This window comes from Gemmobacter nectariphilus DSM 15620 (assembly GCF_000429765.1).
Lineage (GTDB): Bacteria > Pseudomonadota > Alphaproteobacteria > Rhodobacterales > Rhodobacteraceae > Wagnerdoeblera > Wagnerdoeblera nectariphila.
Genome location: NZ_AUCM01000008.1, coordinates 109890 through 127038 on the forward strand (window position 1 = coordinate 109890; position 17149 = coordinate 127038).

General features: G+C 65.8%; 13 protein-coding genes and 2 tRNA genes. 10 read left to right on the forward strand and 5 right to left on the reverse strand.

Translation table 11 applies throughout. The features are described 5' to 3' along the window. Positions 1-30 precede the first annotated feature (30 nt). The 4 genes from G481_RS0109710 (at position 31) to G481_RS0109725 (ending at position 2030) form a co-directional block, all read left to right on the forward strand. A complete protein-coding gene (locus G481_RS0109710) occupies positions 31-432 on the forward strand; it encodes an arsenate-mycothiol transferase ArsC (RefSeq protein WP_425402458.1) in 402 nt (133 codons plus the stop codon). A gap of 133 nt (positions 433-565) precedes the next feature. Then, positions 566-650, forward strand: a tRNA-Leu gene (locus G481_RS0109715). 132 nt (positions 651-782) lie between these two features. Continuing rightward, positions 783-867: transfer RNA gene (locus G481_RS0109720), tRNA-Leu, on the forward strand. A 245-nt stretch (positions 868-1112) separates the two neighbouring features. Next, entirely contained in the window at positions 1113-2030 is a 918-nt protein-coding gene (locus G481_RS0109725) for an aminotransferase class IV (protein WP_028029865.1), read from the forward strand. A 177-nt stretch (positions 2031-2207) separates the two neighbouring features. On the opposite strand, the gene G481_RS23415 is transcribed toward G481_RS0109725, so the two are convergent. The 5 genes from G481_RS23415 to G481_RS0109755 form a co-directional block, all read right to left on the reverse strand. Then, entirely contained in the window at positions 2208-3908 is a 1701-nt protein-coding gene (locus tag G481_RS23415; RefSeq protein WP_051294439.1) for an adenylate/guanylate cyclase domain-containing protein, read from the reverse strand. A gap of 127 nt (positions 3909-4035) precedes the next feature. Continuing rightward, positions 4036-4521, reverse strand: a complete 486-nt coding sequence (locus G481_RS0109740) for a cyclic nucleotide-binding domain-containing protein (RefSeq protein ID WP_245594951.1) — start codon at positions 4519-4521, stop codon at positions 4036-4038. 23 nt (positions 4522-4544) lie between these two features. Further along, on the reverse strand, positions 4545-7238 hold the full coding sequence (locus tag G481_RS0109745; protein ID WP_028029867.1) for an ABC transporter ATP-binding protein: 2694 nt from the start codon (positions 7236-7238) through the stop codon (positions 4545-4547). Positions 7239-7287: 49 nt separating this feature from the next. Beyond that, positions 7288-7770 carry a class I SAM-dependent methyltransferase gene (locus G481_RS0109750; RefSeq protein WP_028029868.1) on the reverse strand — a complete coding sequence of 161 codons (483 nt, stop codon included), beginning with the start codon at positions 7768-7770 and terminating at the stop codon, positions 7288-7290. Positions 7771-7803: 33 nt separating this feature from the next. After that, entirely contained in the window at positions 7804-9147 is a 1344-nt protein-coding gene (locus tag G481_RS0109755) for a nucleotide sugar dehydrogenase (RefSeq protein WP_028029869.1), read from the reverse strand. Between the two features lie 172 nt (positions 9148-9319). Here G481_RS0109755 and G481_RS0109760 point away from each other — a divergent pair, with 172 nt between their 5' ends. From G481_RS0109760 to G481_RS0109785, 6 genes are all read left to right on the forward strand, one after another. After that, positions 9320-10402, forward strand: coding sequence for a glycosyltransferase family 4 protein (locus G481_RS0109760; protein ID WP_028029870.1), 1083 nt, complete (start codon positions 9320-9322; stop codon positions 10400-10402). Next, the gene (locus tag G481_RS0109765; protein WP_028029871.1) at positions 10399-11142 is read left to right on the forward strand and encodes a polysaccharide deacetylase family protein; all 744 of its coding nucleotides are present in this window, start codon (positions 10399-10401) and stop codon (positions 11140-11142) included. Before G481_RS0109760 ends, G481_RS0109765 begins: the two co-directional genes overlap by 4 nt. 102 nt (positions 11143-11244) lie before the next feature. Next, on the forward strand, positions 11245-13119 hold the full coding sequence (locus G481_RS0109770) for an ABC transporter ATP-binding protein (protein ID WP_028029872.1): 1875 nt from the start codon (positions 11245-11247) through the stop codon (positions 13117-13119). Further along, a complete protein-coding gene (locus G481_RS0109775) occupies positions 13116-14981 on the forward strand; it encodes an ABC transporter substrate-binding protein (protein ID WP_028029873.1) in 1866 nt (621 codons plus the stop codon). The genes G481_RS0109770 and G481_RS0109775 overlap by 4 nt, the downstream gene beginning before the upstream one ends. Continuing rightward, entirely contained in the window at positions 14978-15976 is a 999-nt protein-coding gene (locus tag G481_RS0109780) for an ABC transporter permease (protein WP_028029874.1), read from the forward strand. Before G481_RS0109775 ends, G481_RS0109780 begins: the two co-directional genes overlap by 4 nt. Next, positions 15973-17148, forward strand: coding sequence for an ABC transporter permease (locus G481_RS0109785; RefSeq protein WP_028029875.1), 1176 nt, complete (start codon positions 15973-15975; stop codon positions 17146-17148). Before G481_RS0109780 ends, G481_RS0109785 begins: the two co-directional genes overlap by 4 nt. Position 17149 lies beyond the last annotated feature (1 nt).

Sequence of the window (17149 nt, forward strand, 5' to 3'; positions counted from 1 at the left end):
TGCTGCGATCACAACGCGGTGCGCTCGCCCATGGCCGAAGGGCTGATGAAGCACCTTCATGGCCAGCGGGCCTATGTCCAGTCGGCGGGCGTGCGCAACGACATGGAAATCGACGGCTTTTCCGTCGCCGTCTGCCGCGAGCTGGGAATCGAGCTCTCGCGCCACCGCTCGCGCAGCTTTCAGGAAATGCAGGACTGGGGCGACGATCTGGGGCAGTTCGATCTGATCGTCGCGCTCTCGCCGGCCAGCCAGCGTCTGGCGCTGGAACTGACGCGGCAATCCCATGTCGAGGTGGTCTACTGGCCCATCACCGACCCGACCGCGATCGGCGAATCGCGCGAATCGAAGCTGGCGGCCTATCGTCAGGCCCGCGACCAGATTCGCGCGCGCATCGTGGATCGCTTTGGCCCCGGCACCCGGGACCAGGCCTGATCGGCCCAACGCGCGCGCGCCCCGATGCGCCGCGCGCCAGACCCGATCAATCGCGAATTCGGCACGCACAATCCTGCTCGGGCCCTGTTGACACCCCCCACCGGGATGGATACATCCAGCCTCACCAACCCGGGCCCAGATGGCGGAATTGGTAGACGCGCACGGTTCAGGTCCGTGTGCCGCAAGGCGTGGAGGTTCGAGTCCTCTTCTGGGCACCACTTGCCACAAAAGGCGCGCATCCTCAAAGGGTTGCGCGCCTTTTGATTTTTCCGCCCTTCATCGCGAAATGCTGTCACACGGGCTGTTGACACGCCCTGCGGGGGCGGATAAACCCTGCCTCACCAAGCCGGGCCCAGATGGCGGAATTGGTAGACGCGCACGGTTCAGGTCCGTGTGCCGCAAGGCGTGGAGGTTCGAGTCCTCTTCTGGGCACCAATTCTTCGGCGGAAAGCCGCGTGATCTTGACAGATCACGCGGCTTTCGTCTTTTCGGCATCTTGCCTGTCATCAGGCCATCAGCACCCCCGAACCGGGTCGCATGGCCAGCAATGGCCCCCGCACACAGCAGGCGACCTTGCGAGCCTGGGGCTCTGGCGATACCAAAGACGGACCCACCCACAGCCCACCCGGCCTGTGACCCGCCAAAGCCCCCTTCTCGCTTTCCTGCAAGGACACCCGACAATGGCCACCTTTTCCAGCGCGCAAAGCTATGACGGCGACAAGCGCAACGATGATGTGCGCGTCTATGTGAACGGCGCATTCGTCCACCGCGACCAGGCCAGCGTTTCAGTGTTCGACGCCGGTTTCGTCCTGGGCGACGGGATCTGGGAAGGGCTGCGGCTGGTCAACGGCAAGCTGCTGTCGCTGGATCTGCATATGGACCGGCTGTTCGAAGGGGCAAAATCGATCAGCCTTGATATCGGCATGACGCGCCAGCAGGTGGTGGAGGCCATCATGGCGACCTGCGCCGAAAACGGCTTTACCCATGACACCCATATCCGGCTGATGATCACCCGCGGCCGCAAGACGACGCCGAACCAGGACCCGCGCTTCATGGCCTCGGGCGCGACGGTGGTGATCGTGGCAGAGCTCAAGCGCCCGCGCCAGACGCTGGCGGATACCGGGCTCAAGCTGTTCACCTCGACCTATCGCTGCTCGGCGCCGGATGTGTTCGACCTGCGGCTCAACTCGCACAGCCGGCTGAACCTGATCCAGGCGCTGATCCAGGCGATTTCCGCCGGCGCGGACGAGGCGCTGATGCTGGATCCGAACGGCTTTGTGGCCAGCTGCAATTCAACCAACTTCTTCATCATCCGCAAGGGCGAGCTGTGGACCTCTCCGGGGCTTTACAGCTTCAACGGGATCACGCGAGGTCACGTCTCGCGGCTCTATGGCGAACAGATCGGCCCGTCGCTGCTCAAGGATTTCACGCTGGCGCAGGCCTATTCGGCGGACGAGGCATTCGTGACCGGCACCCTGGGCGGCGTGACACCGGTGACGCGGATCGACGGGCACACGATCGGCGATGGCACCCCTGGCCCGCTGACGCGCCAGATCGCCCAAGTCTACTGGGATTACGTCGCCAGAAGCTGCGCCTGACCGCAGGCAGCGAAGCCGCCAGGCAGATCGCGGGGGCCGTTGGTCACCACCGGCACCGCGATTGCGGGAAGCATCGGACACGCTGCCGCTGCAGGGCGATGAAACGGGACAGGCTGCACTTGTGGCTGCATTCCCTAAAGGCATCGGTCTGGTCGCGGGCCACCGATGCAGCCCCGATCAGGCGCGCACAGGCTCCATGGGGGCCCGCAGCGCCCTGGCCAGCCCGTCCGCCTGACAGACATGGCAGCGCAGCGGGTCCTTGCGCCCCCGGATCGCGATATTCTCCAGAATACCCGGAGAGGCGCCAAGCGCGGCCTCGGACACCAGCGCCTCGGACACCATCAGCGCGGCATCATGTTCCTTGGCCGAACTTTCCAGCCGGCTGGCGATGTTGACCGTATCCCCCACCGCCGTCAGCCCCGTTGCATTGCCAAAGCCCATCACCCCGACCACCGCGATGCCGAAATGCAGGCCGATGGCCACGCGGAACCGGGTTTTCAGATCGTTCGCCTCGTCGATGTTCAGCGACTCGATATCCGCCAGAATCTGCGCCGCCGCCGCCAGCGCATTGCGGCAGGCCTCTTGCGCGGGGCGATCATCCAGCCCGAAGATGGCCATGACGCCATCGCCGATGAACTTGTCGACATGGCCGCCATGCGCCTCGATGGCCTGCCCGACCAGCGCGAAATAGCGGTTGAGCAGGAACACGACGTCATAGGGCAGCCGCTGTTCGCTGATCGAGGTGAACTGGCGCAGATCGCAGAACATGATCGCCACCTGCCGCTCGCGCGCGGCATCGACCTGAACGACCCGCGAATCGCCGGACAGCCGGTCAGGCGGGGTCAGCACCTGCGCCACGCGGATATTGGCGGTCGGGCGCACCTGACAGGCCAGACGCACATCGGGGGCCGACTTGCTGCGCGCCAGCGTCGCGCGCTCGGCCGCGCTGGGGGGCGCCACCGGCTTGGCCGATTGCAAGATGCGCACCCGGCAGGTCGAACAGCGCCCGTTGCCCCCGCAGATCGAATAATGCGGAATGCCGCTCATCCGGCTGGCTTCCAGAATGCTGGTGCCCGGCGCCACCCGCGCCACCGCGCCATGTTCATAGCGGATGGTGATCGCGCTCAGGCTTTGGCGCGCGATGCGGATCTGGCGCGCCAGCAGCGTCAGCACGATCAGCATCACATAGCCGCCGCGCATCGAGGTGATGATCATGCCCAGCTGCGCCTGCACGGCAAGCGGAACGTCGATGGTGCTTTCCGCCAGATACGGCGATCGCCGCTCGATCGCCAGAACGGGACCGACATTGGCAAAGGCGATCAGCGCCAGCATCAGCAAGACCACCGCCAGCCCCAGCAGATAGGGCGAGACGGCCGAATACCACGGGCGATAGCGCAGCCAGAAATGCACCCCCAGACAGCCATGGATCCAGACGATCATCAACGCGATAGCCTGCTGCACCCCCAGCGCCGGGTTGCTGATGCGCAGCGCATAGACCACGCCGGCATAGCCGGGCGGATAGCCGAACATGCTGGCCGCCACGCGGGTCGAGACCACATGCTCGATCAGCATATAGGGGATCAGCAGCCCTAGCAGGATCTGCACCATCTGGCGCGCCGGCAAGATCAGCGTATGGCGCTGGAACAGCGTCACCAGCGTCATGGCGATGTGAATCACCAGCGCACCATACAGCAGGATGGTTCCGGGCGGCGTGCGCCACGGGCGCCCCAGCACACGGCGCAGCGAATCCGCCGCCTCGACCGACTCCAGCAAGGCCGCATGATTGAGCACATGGGTCAGCACGAACAGAAAGACGACCAACCCCGAGATCAGCCGCGCCCGCACGATCCAGGCCGAGGTTTCACCAAAAGGATTCATCGCGCCTGCGTTCCGTGATCATTGCCGAGAGGCGTGCCTATCCGCAAACCCGCCTGATTGGCAATGGCGCAATCTGTGCGCGGGCGCAGGTCAGACTTGCGGGCTTTCCACACCCTGCGGCCCGGGGTCAGGCCGTCGGCACCGGCGCCCCGTCCGACCGTGCGGCGATCAGCTCCGAGGTCGTGTTGCTCAGCCGCTCGGCCAGGGCGCGCATGACTTCCAGCGCCATGCCAGGGTTGTCGTTCAGCATCCGCAGCAGAACATCCTTGCCGATGCGCAGCACATCAAGCGGCGTTGCAGCCCGGACCGTTGCCGTGCGCATCCCGTCGCACAGAACCGCGATTTCCCCGACCACGTCATTGCTGCCAAGTTCGGCCACCTGCACCGGCTCTCCGCCAGCCGAGGGGACCAGCACCGCGGCAGTGCCTTGCAATATCACATAGACGCTGTCGCCCTCGTCGCCGCAGCAGAACAGTGTCTCGCCCGGCCCGTAGTGCAGCCGCTTGGACACAAAGGCCAGGCGCTTCAGCTTGCACGGGTCGGCGCGGGAAAACAGCGGCAGCTTGCGCAGCATCTGCACTTCGTCGTTCAGGAATATGCCACTGCCGAACATGCCGGATCATCCGTGTCGCCAAGTTACGCGATCAGTATAGAACTCTCTTTCGCGACTGTCTCGAAATTCCCGTCAGAAAGGATGCGGCCCTGGTCAAAGACGACGATTCTGTCGAATTTAGACGCCAATGCCGGGTTCGACAGCGTCCAGATGATGGTCGCATCGGGGTTCACCGTGCGGATCAGCGCCAGCGAATCAGCCAGAATCGCTTCCTGCATCCGCTGGTCGGTGCCCGAAAGCGGGCGGTTGAAGACATACATGTCGGACCGGCGCATCAGCGCGCGCGCAAGGTTCAGCTTTTGCCGCTGCAGCTGGCTGAAGCGCCGCCCCCCTGCCCCCAGATCGTAATCCAGCCCGACATCGATCAGCTCGGGCATGATGCCGTGTTGCTCGACCAGCCGCGAGGTGATCGCGCGCAGCGTGGCCTGGGCATCGGCATTGTTGATGCGGATTTTGCCAAACAGGATGTTCTCGGCGATGCTGGCTGAACGGTTGAACCGCTCGGGGTCAAAGGGCTCGATCAGGCCGCGCAGATCCTCGGGCAGACCGGCCAGGAAGGCGCCCCGCGCCGCGACCAGCTGCTGCATGATCTCGGGCGTCAGCAGGCCCATCCGGAACCGGGGCTCGACATAGTGCGAGGCCAGTTCGATCAGCGCCACCGCATCGGCGCGCGAGACCTGGAACGCCTGACGATCGCGGGTGCGTTGCAGCAGTTGCTGATAGACCGGGATGCTTTCGGCCGTCAGGAACGGCATCTCGTCAAAGAAGTCGTCATCCGGTGCAAGGTCGCCAAAGATCTCGACGATGTTCTCGGCCAGACCGCGCCCGATATCGAACAGCACACCGATCAGCCCGGTCTTGACCAGGATGTTGCGGGCATAGCCGCTTTGCATGACCACCGTGGTCGCGCCGGGATCGGCCAGCGCGCTGAACATCAGGTTCTCGAGGATCGAGGCGTCGACATTGTAGGCGTCGATGTCAAAGGGCGTCACAAGCTGGCTTTGGCCCGACCGGTCAAGTTCAACCCGCAATTCGTGGCGAATTTCGACCAGCGCCCGCGCCAGATGCGGCCGCTTGTCGGGATCCAGCGTCGAGCGCATGACCAGCAGGACCAGGTCCTCGTCCAGCCGCACCGCGTCGAACACGCTGATCATCGAGCGGGTCAGCCCCCCCTCGTGGTCGCGGAATGGCAGCATGTCATGGTTGATCCAGTCCGCCCGGACATCGAAATCCGGGTTGGCCGAGGCCCGTGCCTCGCGCCGGGTCCAGTCGCGGTGGGCGGGGGTATCTTCGGCAGGCACGACGGGGGCGTGTTTCAGGCCGTAAAGCAGATTGTCGCGCAGGCTGCCATGAAAGATGAAACTGTCGGCCCCGACATAGGTGATGCGCCGCCCGCTGATCGATTCGGGCAGCTCCCACAGATCGGTCTGGCCAAAGGCGATGCGCCCGCCGGCCGGCGCGACCTTGCGGCCCAACGCGGCGGCCAGCGTTTCCGCCCCCGACCCCAGATCGTCGATCATCGCGATGGTTTCGCCCGGATGGACCTGCAACGAGACCTGCGCCAGCAGCCGCACGCCCGTATCGCTGGTGATCGTCAGCCCCGAGATGTTCAGCGGCATCGGCAGCGGCCCGGTTTCGGCCGACAATGCCTGGCGTTCGGCCGGCAGCAGATCGTCGGCCCGGAACTGGTCGACCACCTGTTCGTATTTGACCTGAACGTCCTGGCGGGCCTGATCCCAGTCGATCAGCTCCTTCAGCGGGCCGGGCAGATCCTTGTAGGCGTTGATCACCGCCACCAGCTGGCCCACGTCCAGCGTGCCCCGGATCGTGAAATAGCCGCCAATGGCATAGAACAGGAAAGGCGTCAGCTGCGACAGGAAGTTGTTGATGAACTTCACCAGATACTTCCACTGGTAGAAGTCATAGCGGATCTTGAAGATCGTCCCCAGCCGGTCGGCCATGTCGGCGCGTTCATAGTTCGACGTGTCCAGCGCGTGGATCGTGTCGATCCCCTCGACGATCTCGCCCACCCGGCCGGCCAGACGGCGCGCGGTCAGCTGGCGCTGGCGGCCAAGCTCGATCAGGCGCCGGCGCATCTGCGGGATCAGACCGACCTGGATCGCCGCCATGGCGCCCGCGATCAACCCCAGCCACAGGTTCTGGACAAAGATGAACGACAGCGCCGCCAGCGCCTGCCCGCCCAGCAGAACCGGCTGCACGAAGGCATCGCCGGTAAAGCCGCCCAGGGGCTCGATCTCGTCCTTGATCATGCTGGACACTTCGGCGCCCTTGACGCCGCGGAACCGGGCTGGCGGAAAGCGCAGCACGCGGTCGACCAGCTCGAAACGGATACGGCGCAGCAGACGCTCGCCCAGACGGCCCTTGTAGGTGTTGATGTAGAACTTGAAGATGCCGTTCACGATGACCAGCATCAGGAACAGCAGGCTGAGGCCCATCAGCGTCTGCATCCGGTTCAGATCGACCCCGTCGGTCAACGAGATCTGACCGATGAACGGCAGATCCAGCGAGAGCGGCATGAACCGCTGCACCGCATCGGGCGTTGCGAACCCCTCGCCCTGGATCGGGCCGTTGACGATCTGCTTGGGCAGATCGAACGACATGTAATAGGGGATCATCGACAGCAGGACGATGCACAGAATCCAGATCTGCTGGCGTCTGGTATGGTTCCAGATATAGCGCGTAAGGTCGGATTCCATGGTGGGGCCGTCTTGCGGGTCCGGCAGGTCAGGGCCGGACGGTGTCGGGTCAGGTGCGGCGATAGAAATAGCCCCGCCGGGGCGATGCGCCATCGGGCAGCGGCAGCGCGACAAGTCCCGGATGTTCCAGCGGCAGATCGCTGACCGCATAGCCGCCCGGCATCAGCATCCCGGCCACCATGTCGGCGATCCAGGCCGCCTTGGCCGCGTCCTTTTCCGCATAGCCCGTGCCGATGTCGCTGTGCACCAGCGGGCTTTGCCCGGTCATGAACGGGCGGCTCGTCTCGCGGATTTCGCCAAGGATGGTATCCTCGGGGTCGGGCAGACAGGACTTGTGGGCCGCGACCTCGCGGTCGAACACCACGATGCGCCGATCCGGGAAACACTGGCGCAGATGGCTGTAGGTGCGCCCGTTGCCCAGCCCCACCTCCAGGATCGGGCCATCGCCCGGCAGGTCCAGATGGTCACGAATATGGTTCAGGATTGCCCGCTGCGAGACCATGCGGTCAATGAAATCATCCAGACGGCTCATCGGCGTCGCTCCTTGGAAGGCACGGGGGAAAGCTCAGGCCTTGACGATCGTCGCGCCCTGAAGGCCCCGCCGTGCAAACACGTTCCGGGTATCTACGATCAAAGGCACCCATTCCGTCAGTGCCGCATAATCGACATCGTCATGGTCTGTGGCAACCAGCACCGCATCAAAGCCACCAATCACCTGCGCATCCCACACGACCGAGCGGCGCCCGCGCAAGGCGCTGTATTCGCGCGTCGGCGGGATTTCGGGGACGAACGGGTCGTAATAGGCCGTCTCGGCCCCACGCGCCTCGATCAGCTCCATCAGCTTAAGCGAGGGGCTTTCGCGAATGTCGGGCACGTTCTTCTTGTAGGCCAGCCCCAGGATCAGCACCCTGGACCGGCTGAGCGCCTTGCCCGACTTCTGGTCCAGCGCCAGCGCCAGACGGTCGGTCACATGATGGGGCATGGCGGTGTTGATCTCGCCTGCCAGTTCGATGAAGCGGGTGGGCTGGTCGAACTCGCGCGATTTCCAGGTCAGGTAGAACGGGTCGATCGGGATGCAATGCCCGCCCAGCCCCGGCCCTGGATAGAACGGCATGAAGCCAAAGGGCTTGGTGCGGGCGGCGTCGATCACCTCCCACACGTCGATGCCCATGGCGTCGTAGACCAGCTTCAGCTCGTTCACGAGGGCGATGTTGACGGCGCGAAAGATGTTCTCGGTCAGCTTGACCGCCTCGGCCGTCGCCGTGCTGGACACCGGGACCACGGTTTCCACCACCGCCCCATAGAAGGCCGCCATCAGCACCGAGGCCTCCTCGCCCTCGCCTGCAACAACCTTGGGAATGGTCGAGGTGCGGAACTGCCGGTTGCCCGGATCCTCGCGCTCGGGCGAGAAGCCGACAAAGAAATCCTGCCCGGCCGTCAGGCCGGTGGCCTCCAGGATCGGGGCCAGCACCTCGCGGGTGGTGCCGGGCCAGGTGGTGGATTCCAGGATCACCAGCTGGCCAGGACGCAAGCGCGCGGCAATGTCGCGGCCGGTGTTTTCCACATAGGACAGATCGGGCGTGCGATGGGCCGTCAGCGGGGTCGGCACACAGATCGCGATGATGTCGCACTCTGCCAGCCCGTCGAAATCGCAGCTCGCGCGCAGGCGGCCTGCGTCCACAGCCTCGGCCAGCGCCTCTTGCGGGACCGCCTCGATATAGCTGCGACGCGCCTCGATGGCGGTGATCTTGCCGGGGTCGATGTCAAAGCCGGTCACGGCAAAGCCGCCGCGAATGGCGGCCATCGCCAGCGGCAGGCCGACATAGCCCAGCCCGATGACACCGACCCGCGCCGTGCGCGCCGCGATCCGGCTGTGCAAATCCATCGCCTGGGGATTGGAAACTGTCACGGGAATGGGTCCGGTCTGAATGGTTCGGTCTGCCGAGTTGACGGCGAAACCCCGCCCTGTCAAGGCGTCGCTCGCGCACAGGGGTGTTATCGTTCGGGCCAGGCCGGGTTGCACATGGCGTCCGGGCGGCTATCTTGCGCCCCTTGCAGCCTTGGACAAAGCAGAACCTGCGATGCGCATCGCCTTTCATGCCCCGCTCAAATCGCCCGATCATCCGGTGCCCTCGGGGGATCGGCTGATGGGGCGGCTGCTGCTGGGGGCCCTGCGGCTGGGCGGACACCGGGCCGAGGTGGTGTCAGACCTGCGCCCCTATCTGCGCGATCCGGCGGCCGGGGCTCTGGCGGGGTATCAGCGGGACGCCCAGGCCGAGATCGCCCGCATCGGCGCGATCTGGCAGCGCGAGGGCGCGCCGGATCTGTGGTTCAGCTACCACCCCTATTGCAAGGCGCCGGATCTGCTGGGCCCGCCGCTGTGCCGCCGCTTTGGCCTGCCCTATGTGACAGCGGAATCCTCGTGGTCGGTGCGCCGCAACACGGGCGACTGGGCCCAGGCGCAGGACCTGGTGGCCGAAGGGGCGCGGCTGGCGGCGGTGAACCTGTGCCTGACCGCCCGCGACCGCGCGGGGCTGGCCTATGCGGTGCCGGATGCCCGGCTGGCCGACCTGCCGCCCTTCATCGACACGGCGGCCTTTGCCGCGCTGACCCCGCGGCCCGAACCGGGGCATCTGGTCACCGTCGCCATGATGCGGCCGGGCGACAAGCTGTCGAGCTATCGGGCGCTGGCCGCGGCCCTCGCGCGGCTGGACGGCCCGGACTGGCGGCTGTCCATCATCGGCGATGGCGCGGCCGAAGCCGAGGTGCGCGCAGCCTTTGCCCCCCTGCCTGCCGAGCGGATTCACTGGCACGGGCGGCTGGATGCTGCGGGCGTGGCCCGCGTGCTGTCGTGCGGCGCCATCTATGCCTGGCCCGGCCATGCCGAGGCCTATGGGCTGGCCTATCTGGAAGCCCAGGCCATGGGCCTGCCGGTGGTGGCCGAAGCCGTGGCCGGCGTGCCCGAAGTGGTGCGCCATGGCGTCACCGGCCTTCTGACCCCGCCGGGTGACACGGCGGCCTATGCGGCGGCGATGGCGCAGCTGTTGACCGATGGCGCGCTCAGGGCACAGATGGCGCAATCGGCGCGGCGCTTTGTTCTGGAAGACCGCTCGCTGACCGCCGCTGCCGCGCGGCTGGCAGATGTTCTGGGGGGGCTGGCATGAGCGAGGCGTCATTCATCGACCGGCTGGACCGTCTGGCCGATCACGGGCAGCGTCTGGATTTCTGGCTGCGCGATGACGATGTGACCGAACCCACCCCGGCGCTGGACCGGCTGATCGGCCTGTGCAACCGCCACCATGTGCCGGTCCTGCTGGCCGCGATCCCCGCTGGCACCGGCGCGCCGCTGGCACAGCGGCTGGCACAGGAACCCCTGGTGCGCATGGCCGTGCATGGCTGGGCGCACCAGAACCACGCCCCGCCCGGCGAGAAGAAACAGGAACTTGGCCCCCACCGACCGACCGACACCGTGGCGGACCAATTGTCCGAAGGGGTCCGCCACCTGTCCGCCCTGTTCGGCCCGCGCCTCGTGCCGGTGCTGGTGCCGCCCTGGAATCGCATCGCGCCGCAGGTGGCGACGGCCCTGCCCGGCATCGGCTTTCGCGCCCTGTCGGTCTTTGGCCCGGAAAAGCCCGGCCCCCTGCCCCAGATCAACACCTATGTCGATCTGATCGACTGGCGCGGCAGCCGCGGCGGGCGGCCGGCAGAGGATCTGTTCGCCGACCTGAACCGCCGCATCGACGCCGTCGTTGCAGCAAGCTCGGGCAGCGTCGGCCTTCTGGGGCATCATCTGGTTCATGATGCGGCGGCCTGGGACTTTCTGGATCGGGTGCTGGCTCTGGCCGCCGCGCACCCCGCCTGCCGCTGGCCGACCTTCGATCAGATGATGCCCGCCACGGCCTGACCCTGCGGCAGCAGGTCGCGGGGCATGGACAAAAGCTGCCTGCTCACGCTAGCGTGAGGAAAAGGCAGGCCGGCTCCTCCGGTCCCAAAAGCGGTGGCACGCATGACGGCCGAACACGAACTTCTGCGCATCCGCGATCTTTCGGTCAGCTTTCCGCTGCTGGGCGGGCGGGTGAATGCGGTGCGCAATGCCGACCTGCGCATCCTGCCGGGCAAGGTCACGGCGCTGGTCGGCGAAAGCGGCTCGGGCAAGTCGGTGATCGGGCGCACGATCCTGGGGATCCAGTCGCCCGCCGCCACTGTCTCGGGGCAGATCCTGTTTGCCGACCGCGCAGACCAGCCGCCCTGCGATCTGCTGGCCCTGCCGCGCGACGGGCGGCAGATCCGCAGCATTCGCGGCAACCGCATCGGGATGATCTTTCAAGAACCGATGACCTCGTTCTCGCCGGTCCACACGATCGGCAACCAGATCGACGAGGCGCTGCGCATCCACAAGGTCATGTCCCCGGCCGAACGGCGCGAGCGGTCCGAGGCGATGCTGGCCATGTCCGGCTTTGCCGACCCACGCAAGGTGTTCGACATGTATCCGTTCGAGCTGTCGGGCGGGATGCGCCAGCGCGCCATGATTGCCATGGCGTTGGTGTGCGAACCCTCGCTGCTGATCGCGGATGAACCGACGACCGCGCTTGATGTGACGGTGCAGGCGCAGATCCTGCAATTGCTGCGCGATCTGCAGGAACGCCTGGGCATGGCGGTGCTGCTGGTGACCCATGATCTGGGCGTCGTTGCCAATACCGCCGACGAGGTGGTCGTGCTGTATCAGGGGCAGGTGCTGGAATCGGGCAGCACCGATGACATCTTCCGCCGCCCCGAACACCCCTATCTGCGCGGCCTGATGGGGGCCGTGCCGCATTTCGACATGGCACCGGGCGAGCGGCTGAAGCCCCTGCGCGAGATTGCCACCGACAGCGCGGGCCTGCTGGGGCGCTCGGCGCCTGCCGCCGCGCCTGCGGGCGACAATGTGCTGTTGCGGGTGCGCGGGCTGTCGAAAAGCTTCGTGATCCGCAAATCGGCCGGCTTCTTTGGCGGGGCGCGCGCGGCCCATCGCGCGGTTGATGACGTCAGCTTTGACATTCGCCGGGGCGAAAGCCTGGGGCTGGTGGGCGAAAGCGGGTCGGGCAAGACCACCGTCGGCAAGATCGTCGTGCGCGCCGTCACCCCGGACAAGGGCCAGATCGTCATGCAGCGCCCCGAAGGCCCGCTGGACGTTCTGGCCGCGCGCGGGGCCGATCTGACCATGCTGCGCCAGAAGGTGCAGATGGTGTTCCAGGATCCGGTCTCGTCGCTGTCGCCCCACATGACGGTGCGCAACATCCTGACCGAACCGCTGGAGATCCATCTTCGCGGATCGGCGGCCGACCGGCAGGCCATGGCCGGGCGGCTGATCCGCGCGATCGGCCTGAGCGAGGATGACCTCAACCGCTATCCGCACAGCTTTTCCGGCGGCCAGCGCCAGCGCATCGGCATTGCCCGGGCCTTGGCGCTTGGCCCCGAACTTCTGGTCTGCGACGAGGCAACCTCGGCGCTGGATGTGTCGGTGCAGGCGCAGGTTCTGAACCTTTTGAAGGACTTGCAGAAGGATCTTGGCCTGACCTACCTGTTCATCTCGCACAATCTGGCGGTGGTGAACTACATGTGCGACCGCGTGGCGGTGATGCAGGGCGGCCGGATCGTGGAAATCGCCCCGCGCGAGGTGCTGATGCGTGCCCCCGTCCACCCCTATACGCGCGCGCTGCTGGCCGCCGTGCCCTACCCCGACCTGGACCGCCCGCTGGATTTCGCCTGCATCGGGCAAAGCGGCACCACCACCTGGGGGCCGGCCTTTACCGGCGACGCGGGGCTGACGGCCATCGACCTTGGCAACGGGCATCAGGTTCTGGCGAACCGCAATGCCGACATTTCGGAGTTGCGGGCATGATGCGGTCTGTCACCATCACCCGCCGGAATCTCATGCTGGGCACGGCGGCGCTGGGGCTCGCGCTGGGGCCGGTCCGCGCCCAGGCCGGGCTGCCGCTGGTGCCGCACCGCACCGATCTGGCCGCGCTGGGGCACCGCCCCGGCAAGCCTGGCGGCACGGTGCGCATGCTGATCGGATCGGCCCGCGATGTGCGGCTGATCCCGATCATTTCCTATGCCCGCCTGGTCGGCTATGACGACCAACTGACCCTTGCCCCCGACATCCTGGAAAGCTGCACGGTCGAGGAAGAGCGCATCTTCACCCTGCGCCTGCGCGAAGGGCACCGCTGGTCCGACGGATCGGAGCTGACATCCGAAGATTTCCGCTATTGCTGGGAAGATGTCTGGCTGAACAAGGAACTGCACCCCTCGGGCCCGGTCGTCGAGCTGCTGCACGATGGCAACCTGCCCCGGTTCGAGGTGCTGGACCGGCTGACGGTGCGCTTTGCCTGGGGCGGGCCGAAGCCCGATTTCCTGCCCGCCCTTGCCGCAGCATCGCCGGTGCGCATGCTGCTGCCTGCCGCCTACATGCGCCAGTTCCATGCCCGCTATCAGGACCCGGCCAAACTGGACGAGCTGATCCGCAAGAACCGCGTCAAGGACTGGGTGTCCCTGCATCAGCGCCTGTCGCGCCAGACGCGCCCCGAAAACCCCGATCTGCCGACGCTCGAGGCCTGGATGCCCCGCACCGCGCCCCCGGCCGAACAGTTCGTCTTCGAGCGCAACCCCTATTTCCACCGGATCGACGAGAACGGCGTTCAGCTGCCCTATCTGGACCGCATCGTGCTGAACGTCAGCTCGGCCGACATCATCCCCGCCAAGACCGGCGCGGGGGAAAGCGATCTGCAATTCCTCGGGCTCGATTTCTCGGACTACACCTTCATCAAGGGGGCCGAGAAACGCTTTCCGATCCGGGTCTCGCTGTGGAAGCGGATCCAGGGCTCGCGCATGTCGCTGCTGCCGAACCTCAACTGCAACGATCCGGTCTGGCGCGGGCTGTTCCGCGATGCACGGGTGCGCCGGGCATTGTCGGTGGCGATCAACCGGCGCGAGATCAACATGGCGGTGTTCTACGGCCTTGCCGCCGAAAGCGCCGATACGGTGCTGCCCGAAAGCCCGCTCTACAAGCCCGAATATGCCACGGCCTGGGCCGCCTGGAACGTGGCGCGCGCCAACCGCCTGCTGGACGAGGCCGGGCTGGAGGCGCGCGATGCTGACGGCTTCCGCCTGCTGCCCGATGGCCGCATGGCGCAGATCGTGGTGGAAACCGCGGGCGAAAGCACGCTGGAAACCGACGTTCTGGAACTGGTGGCCGATCACTGGCGGCAGATCGGCATCTCGCTGCTGACCCGGGCGACGCAGCGCGATCTGTTCCGCGCACGCGGCATGTCGGGCGATGTGATGGTCGCGGTCTGGCAGGGCATGGACAATGGCGTGCCCACCCCCGACATGTCGCCTGCCGCGCTGGCGCCTACCTCGGACGATCAGATGCAATGGCCGCTCTGGGGGCTTTACTATCTGGACAAGGGCGCCAAGGGCGAGGCGCCGGACCTGCCCGAGGTGCAAGAGCTGGTCGCGCTTTACACCGCCTGGCGGCAAAGCACCTCGACGGCGCAGCGGCGCGACATCTGGCAACGAATGCTGGAGATTCACGCCGATCAGGTGTTTTCCATCGGCATCGTCAATGGCGCGCTGCAACCCGTGGTCAGCGCCCGCGCCTTGCAGAACGTGCCGCAGGCCGGCCTGTTCGGCTATGAACCGCAATCCTATCTGGGCGTCTATCGGCCCGATACCTTCTGGTATGATCCGGAGGCCGCGTCATGATCCGCTATATCCTGTGGCGTGTTCTGGTGATGATCCCGACGCTTCTGCTGATCTCGGCGCTGGTGTTCACCATCATGGAACTGCCGCCTGGCGACTTTTTCGAAAGCCAGATCGCGGAAATGCGCGCGATGGGCGAAAATGCCGACATGGCGGAAATCGAGGCGCTGCGCGCCCGCTATGGCTTCGACAAGCCCTTGGTGGAACGCTATTTCCACTGGGTCGGCGGCATGCTGGTGGGCGATTTCGGCTATTCCTTCGAATATCAGCTGCCGGTGACCGATGTGGTGGGCGACCGGCTGTGGCTGACGATGATGGTGTCGTTCGTCACCATCATCGTGACCTGGATCATCGCCTTTCCCATCGGCATCTATTCCGCGACCCATCCCTACAGCTGGGGCGATTACGGGCTGACCTTCGTGGGGCTGATCGGGCTGGCGATCCCGAACTTCATGCTGGCGCTGGTGCTGATGTATTTCGCGAACATCTGGTTCGGCACCTCGATCGGGCATCTGATGGGGCGCGAATACCTGGGCCAGCCGATGAGCTGGGACAAGGTCAAGTCTATCCTGGAACATCTGTGGATCCCGGTGCTGATCATCGGCACGGCCGGCACCGCCGGCATGGTGCGCCGCCTGCGCGCCAATCTGATGGACGAGATGGAAAAGCAATATGTCGTCACCGCCCGCGCCAAGGGGCTGGCGCCGGGCAAGCTGCTGCGCAAATACCCGCTGCGGCTGGCGCTGAACTTCTTCATCTCGGACATCGGCTCGATCCTGCCGGCAATCATCTCGGGGGCGGAAATCACCGCCATCGTGCTGTCGCTGGAAACCACCGGGCCGCTGCTGATCCGGGCGCTGCAAAGCCAGGACATGTATCTGGCAGGATCTTTCCTGATGTTCCTGGCGTTCCTGACGGTGATCGGCGTTCTGATCTCTGACATTGCGCTGGCCATGCTGGACCCGCGCATCCGACTGGCCGGAGGGCGCACGAAATGACCGGCCCGCTTCCCGATCCTGGCGCCCCGCTGCCGCATTATGTGTCAGACGCGCCCTTCGATCCGAATGTGATCGAAAATCGCGTGATCGGCCGCACCGATCTGGCGCAGGCCTCGCAAAAGAAGCTGATGTGGTGGAAGTTCAAGCGCCACCGGCTGGCGCTGATCTCGGGCGTGTTCCTGGCAATCTGCTATGTGGCCATCGTGTTCGCCGAATTCCTGGCGCCCTATGGGTTGCAGACGCGGAACGTGGAAAACATCTATGCCCCGCCGCAGGCCGTGCATCTGTTCCATGATGGCAGTTTCGTCGGCCCCTTCGTCTATGGCCGCACGATGGAGCTGGACATGGAGAACCTGCGCCGCGTCTATACCGACCGGACCGATCTGGTGCAGCCGCTGCGCTTCTTCTGCCATGGCGACAGCTATCGGTTCTGGGGCATGGTCGAAGGCAGCCTGCATCTGGTCTGCCCGCCGGAAAACGGCAATTTCAACCTGCTGGGCACCGACCGTCTGGGGCGCGATGTGCTCTCGCGCATCCTTTATGGCGCGCGCATCTCGCTGACCATCGGGATCCTGGGCGTTGCGACCAGCTTTGTGCTGGGCATCGTGATCGGCGGGCTGGCCGGGTATTATGGCGGCTGGGTCGATCTGGTCGTCCAGCGCATGATCGAGGTGCTGCAATCCATCCCCTCGATCCCGCTGTGGCTGGCGCTGGCCGCGATCATGCCCGTGACCTGGAGCCCGCTGGTCGTCTATGCCGGGATCACGGTCATTCTGGGGCTGCTGGACTGGACGGGCCTTGCGCGGGCCGTGCGGTCCAAGCTGTTGTCGCTGCGCGAGGAAGATTACGTTCTGGCCGCGCAAATCCTGGGGGCCTCCAGCCCGCGCGTGATCGGGCGCCACCTGATCCCCGGCTTCATGTCGCATCTGATCGCCTCGGCCACGCTGACCATTCCGGGCATGATCCTGGGGGAAACCGCGCTCAGCTTCCTGGGGCTTGGCCTGCGTCCGCCGATCACCAGCTGGGGCATCTTGCTGACCGAGGCGCGCAGCGTGAATGTGATTGCGCTTTACCCCTGGCTTCTGGCACCAGTGGTGCCGGTAGTTCTGGTGATCCTTGCGTTCAACTTTTTGGGCGACGGGTTGCGCGATGCCGCCGATCCGATGAGATAGC

Excerpts from the sequence above, each read along its gene's own strand:
- G481_RS0109710 (WP_425402458.1), top strand. The coding sequence starts at position 31 with ATGGCCGAAGGGCTGATGAAGCACCTTCATGGCCAGCGGGCCTATGTC.
- G481_RS0109725 (WP_028029865.1), top strand. The coding sequence starts at position 1,113 with ATGGCCACCTTTTCCAGCGCGCAAAGCTATGACGGCGACAAGCGCAAC.
- G481_RS23415 (WP_051294439.1), bottom strand. The coding sequence starts at position 3,908 with ATGAATCCTTTTGGTGAAACCTCGGCCTGGATCGTGCGGGCGCGGCTG.
- G481_RS0109740 (WP_245594951.1), bottom strand. The coding sequence starts at position 4,521 with ATGTTCGGCAGTGGCATATTCCTGAACGACGAAGTGCAGATGCTGCGC.
- G481_RS0109745 (WP_028029867.1), bottom strand. The coding sequence starts at position 7,238 with ATGGAATCCGACCTTACGCGCTATATCTGGAACCATACCAGACGCCAG.
- G481_RS0109750 (WP_028029868.1), bottom strand. The coding sequence starts at position 7,770 with ATGAGCCGTCTGGATGATTTCATTGACCGCATGGTCTCGCAGCGGGCA.
- G481_RS0109760 (WP_028029870.1), top strand. The coding sequence starts at position 9,320 with ATGCGCATCGCCTTTCATGCCCCGCTCAAATCGCCCGATCATCCGGTG.
- G481_RS0109765 (WP_028029871.1), top strand. The coding sequence starts at position 10,399 with ATGAGCGAGGCGTCATTCATCGACCGGCTGGACCGTCTGGCCGATCAC.
- G481_RS0109770 (WP_028029872.1), top strand. The coding sequence starts at position 11,245 with ATGACGGCCGAACACGAACTTCTGCGCATCCGCGATCTTTCGGTCAGC.
- G481_RS0109775 (WP_028029873.1), top strand. The coding sequence starts at position 13,116 with ATGATGCGGTCTGTCACCATCACCCGCCGGAATCTCATGCTGGGCACG.
- G481_RS0109780 (WP_028029874.1), top strand. The coding sequence starts at position 14,978 with ATGATCCGCTATATCCTGTGGCGTGTTCTGGTGATGATCCCGACGCTT.
- G481_RS0109785 (WP_028029875.1), top strand. The coding sequence starts at position 15,973 with ATGACCGGCCCGCTTCCCGATCCTGGCGCCCCGCTGCCGCATTATGTG.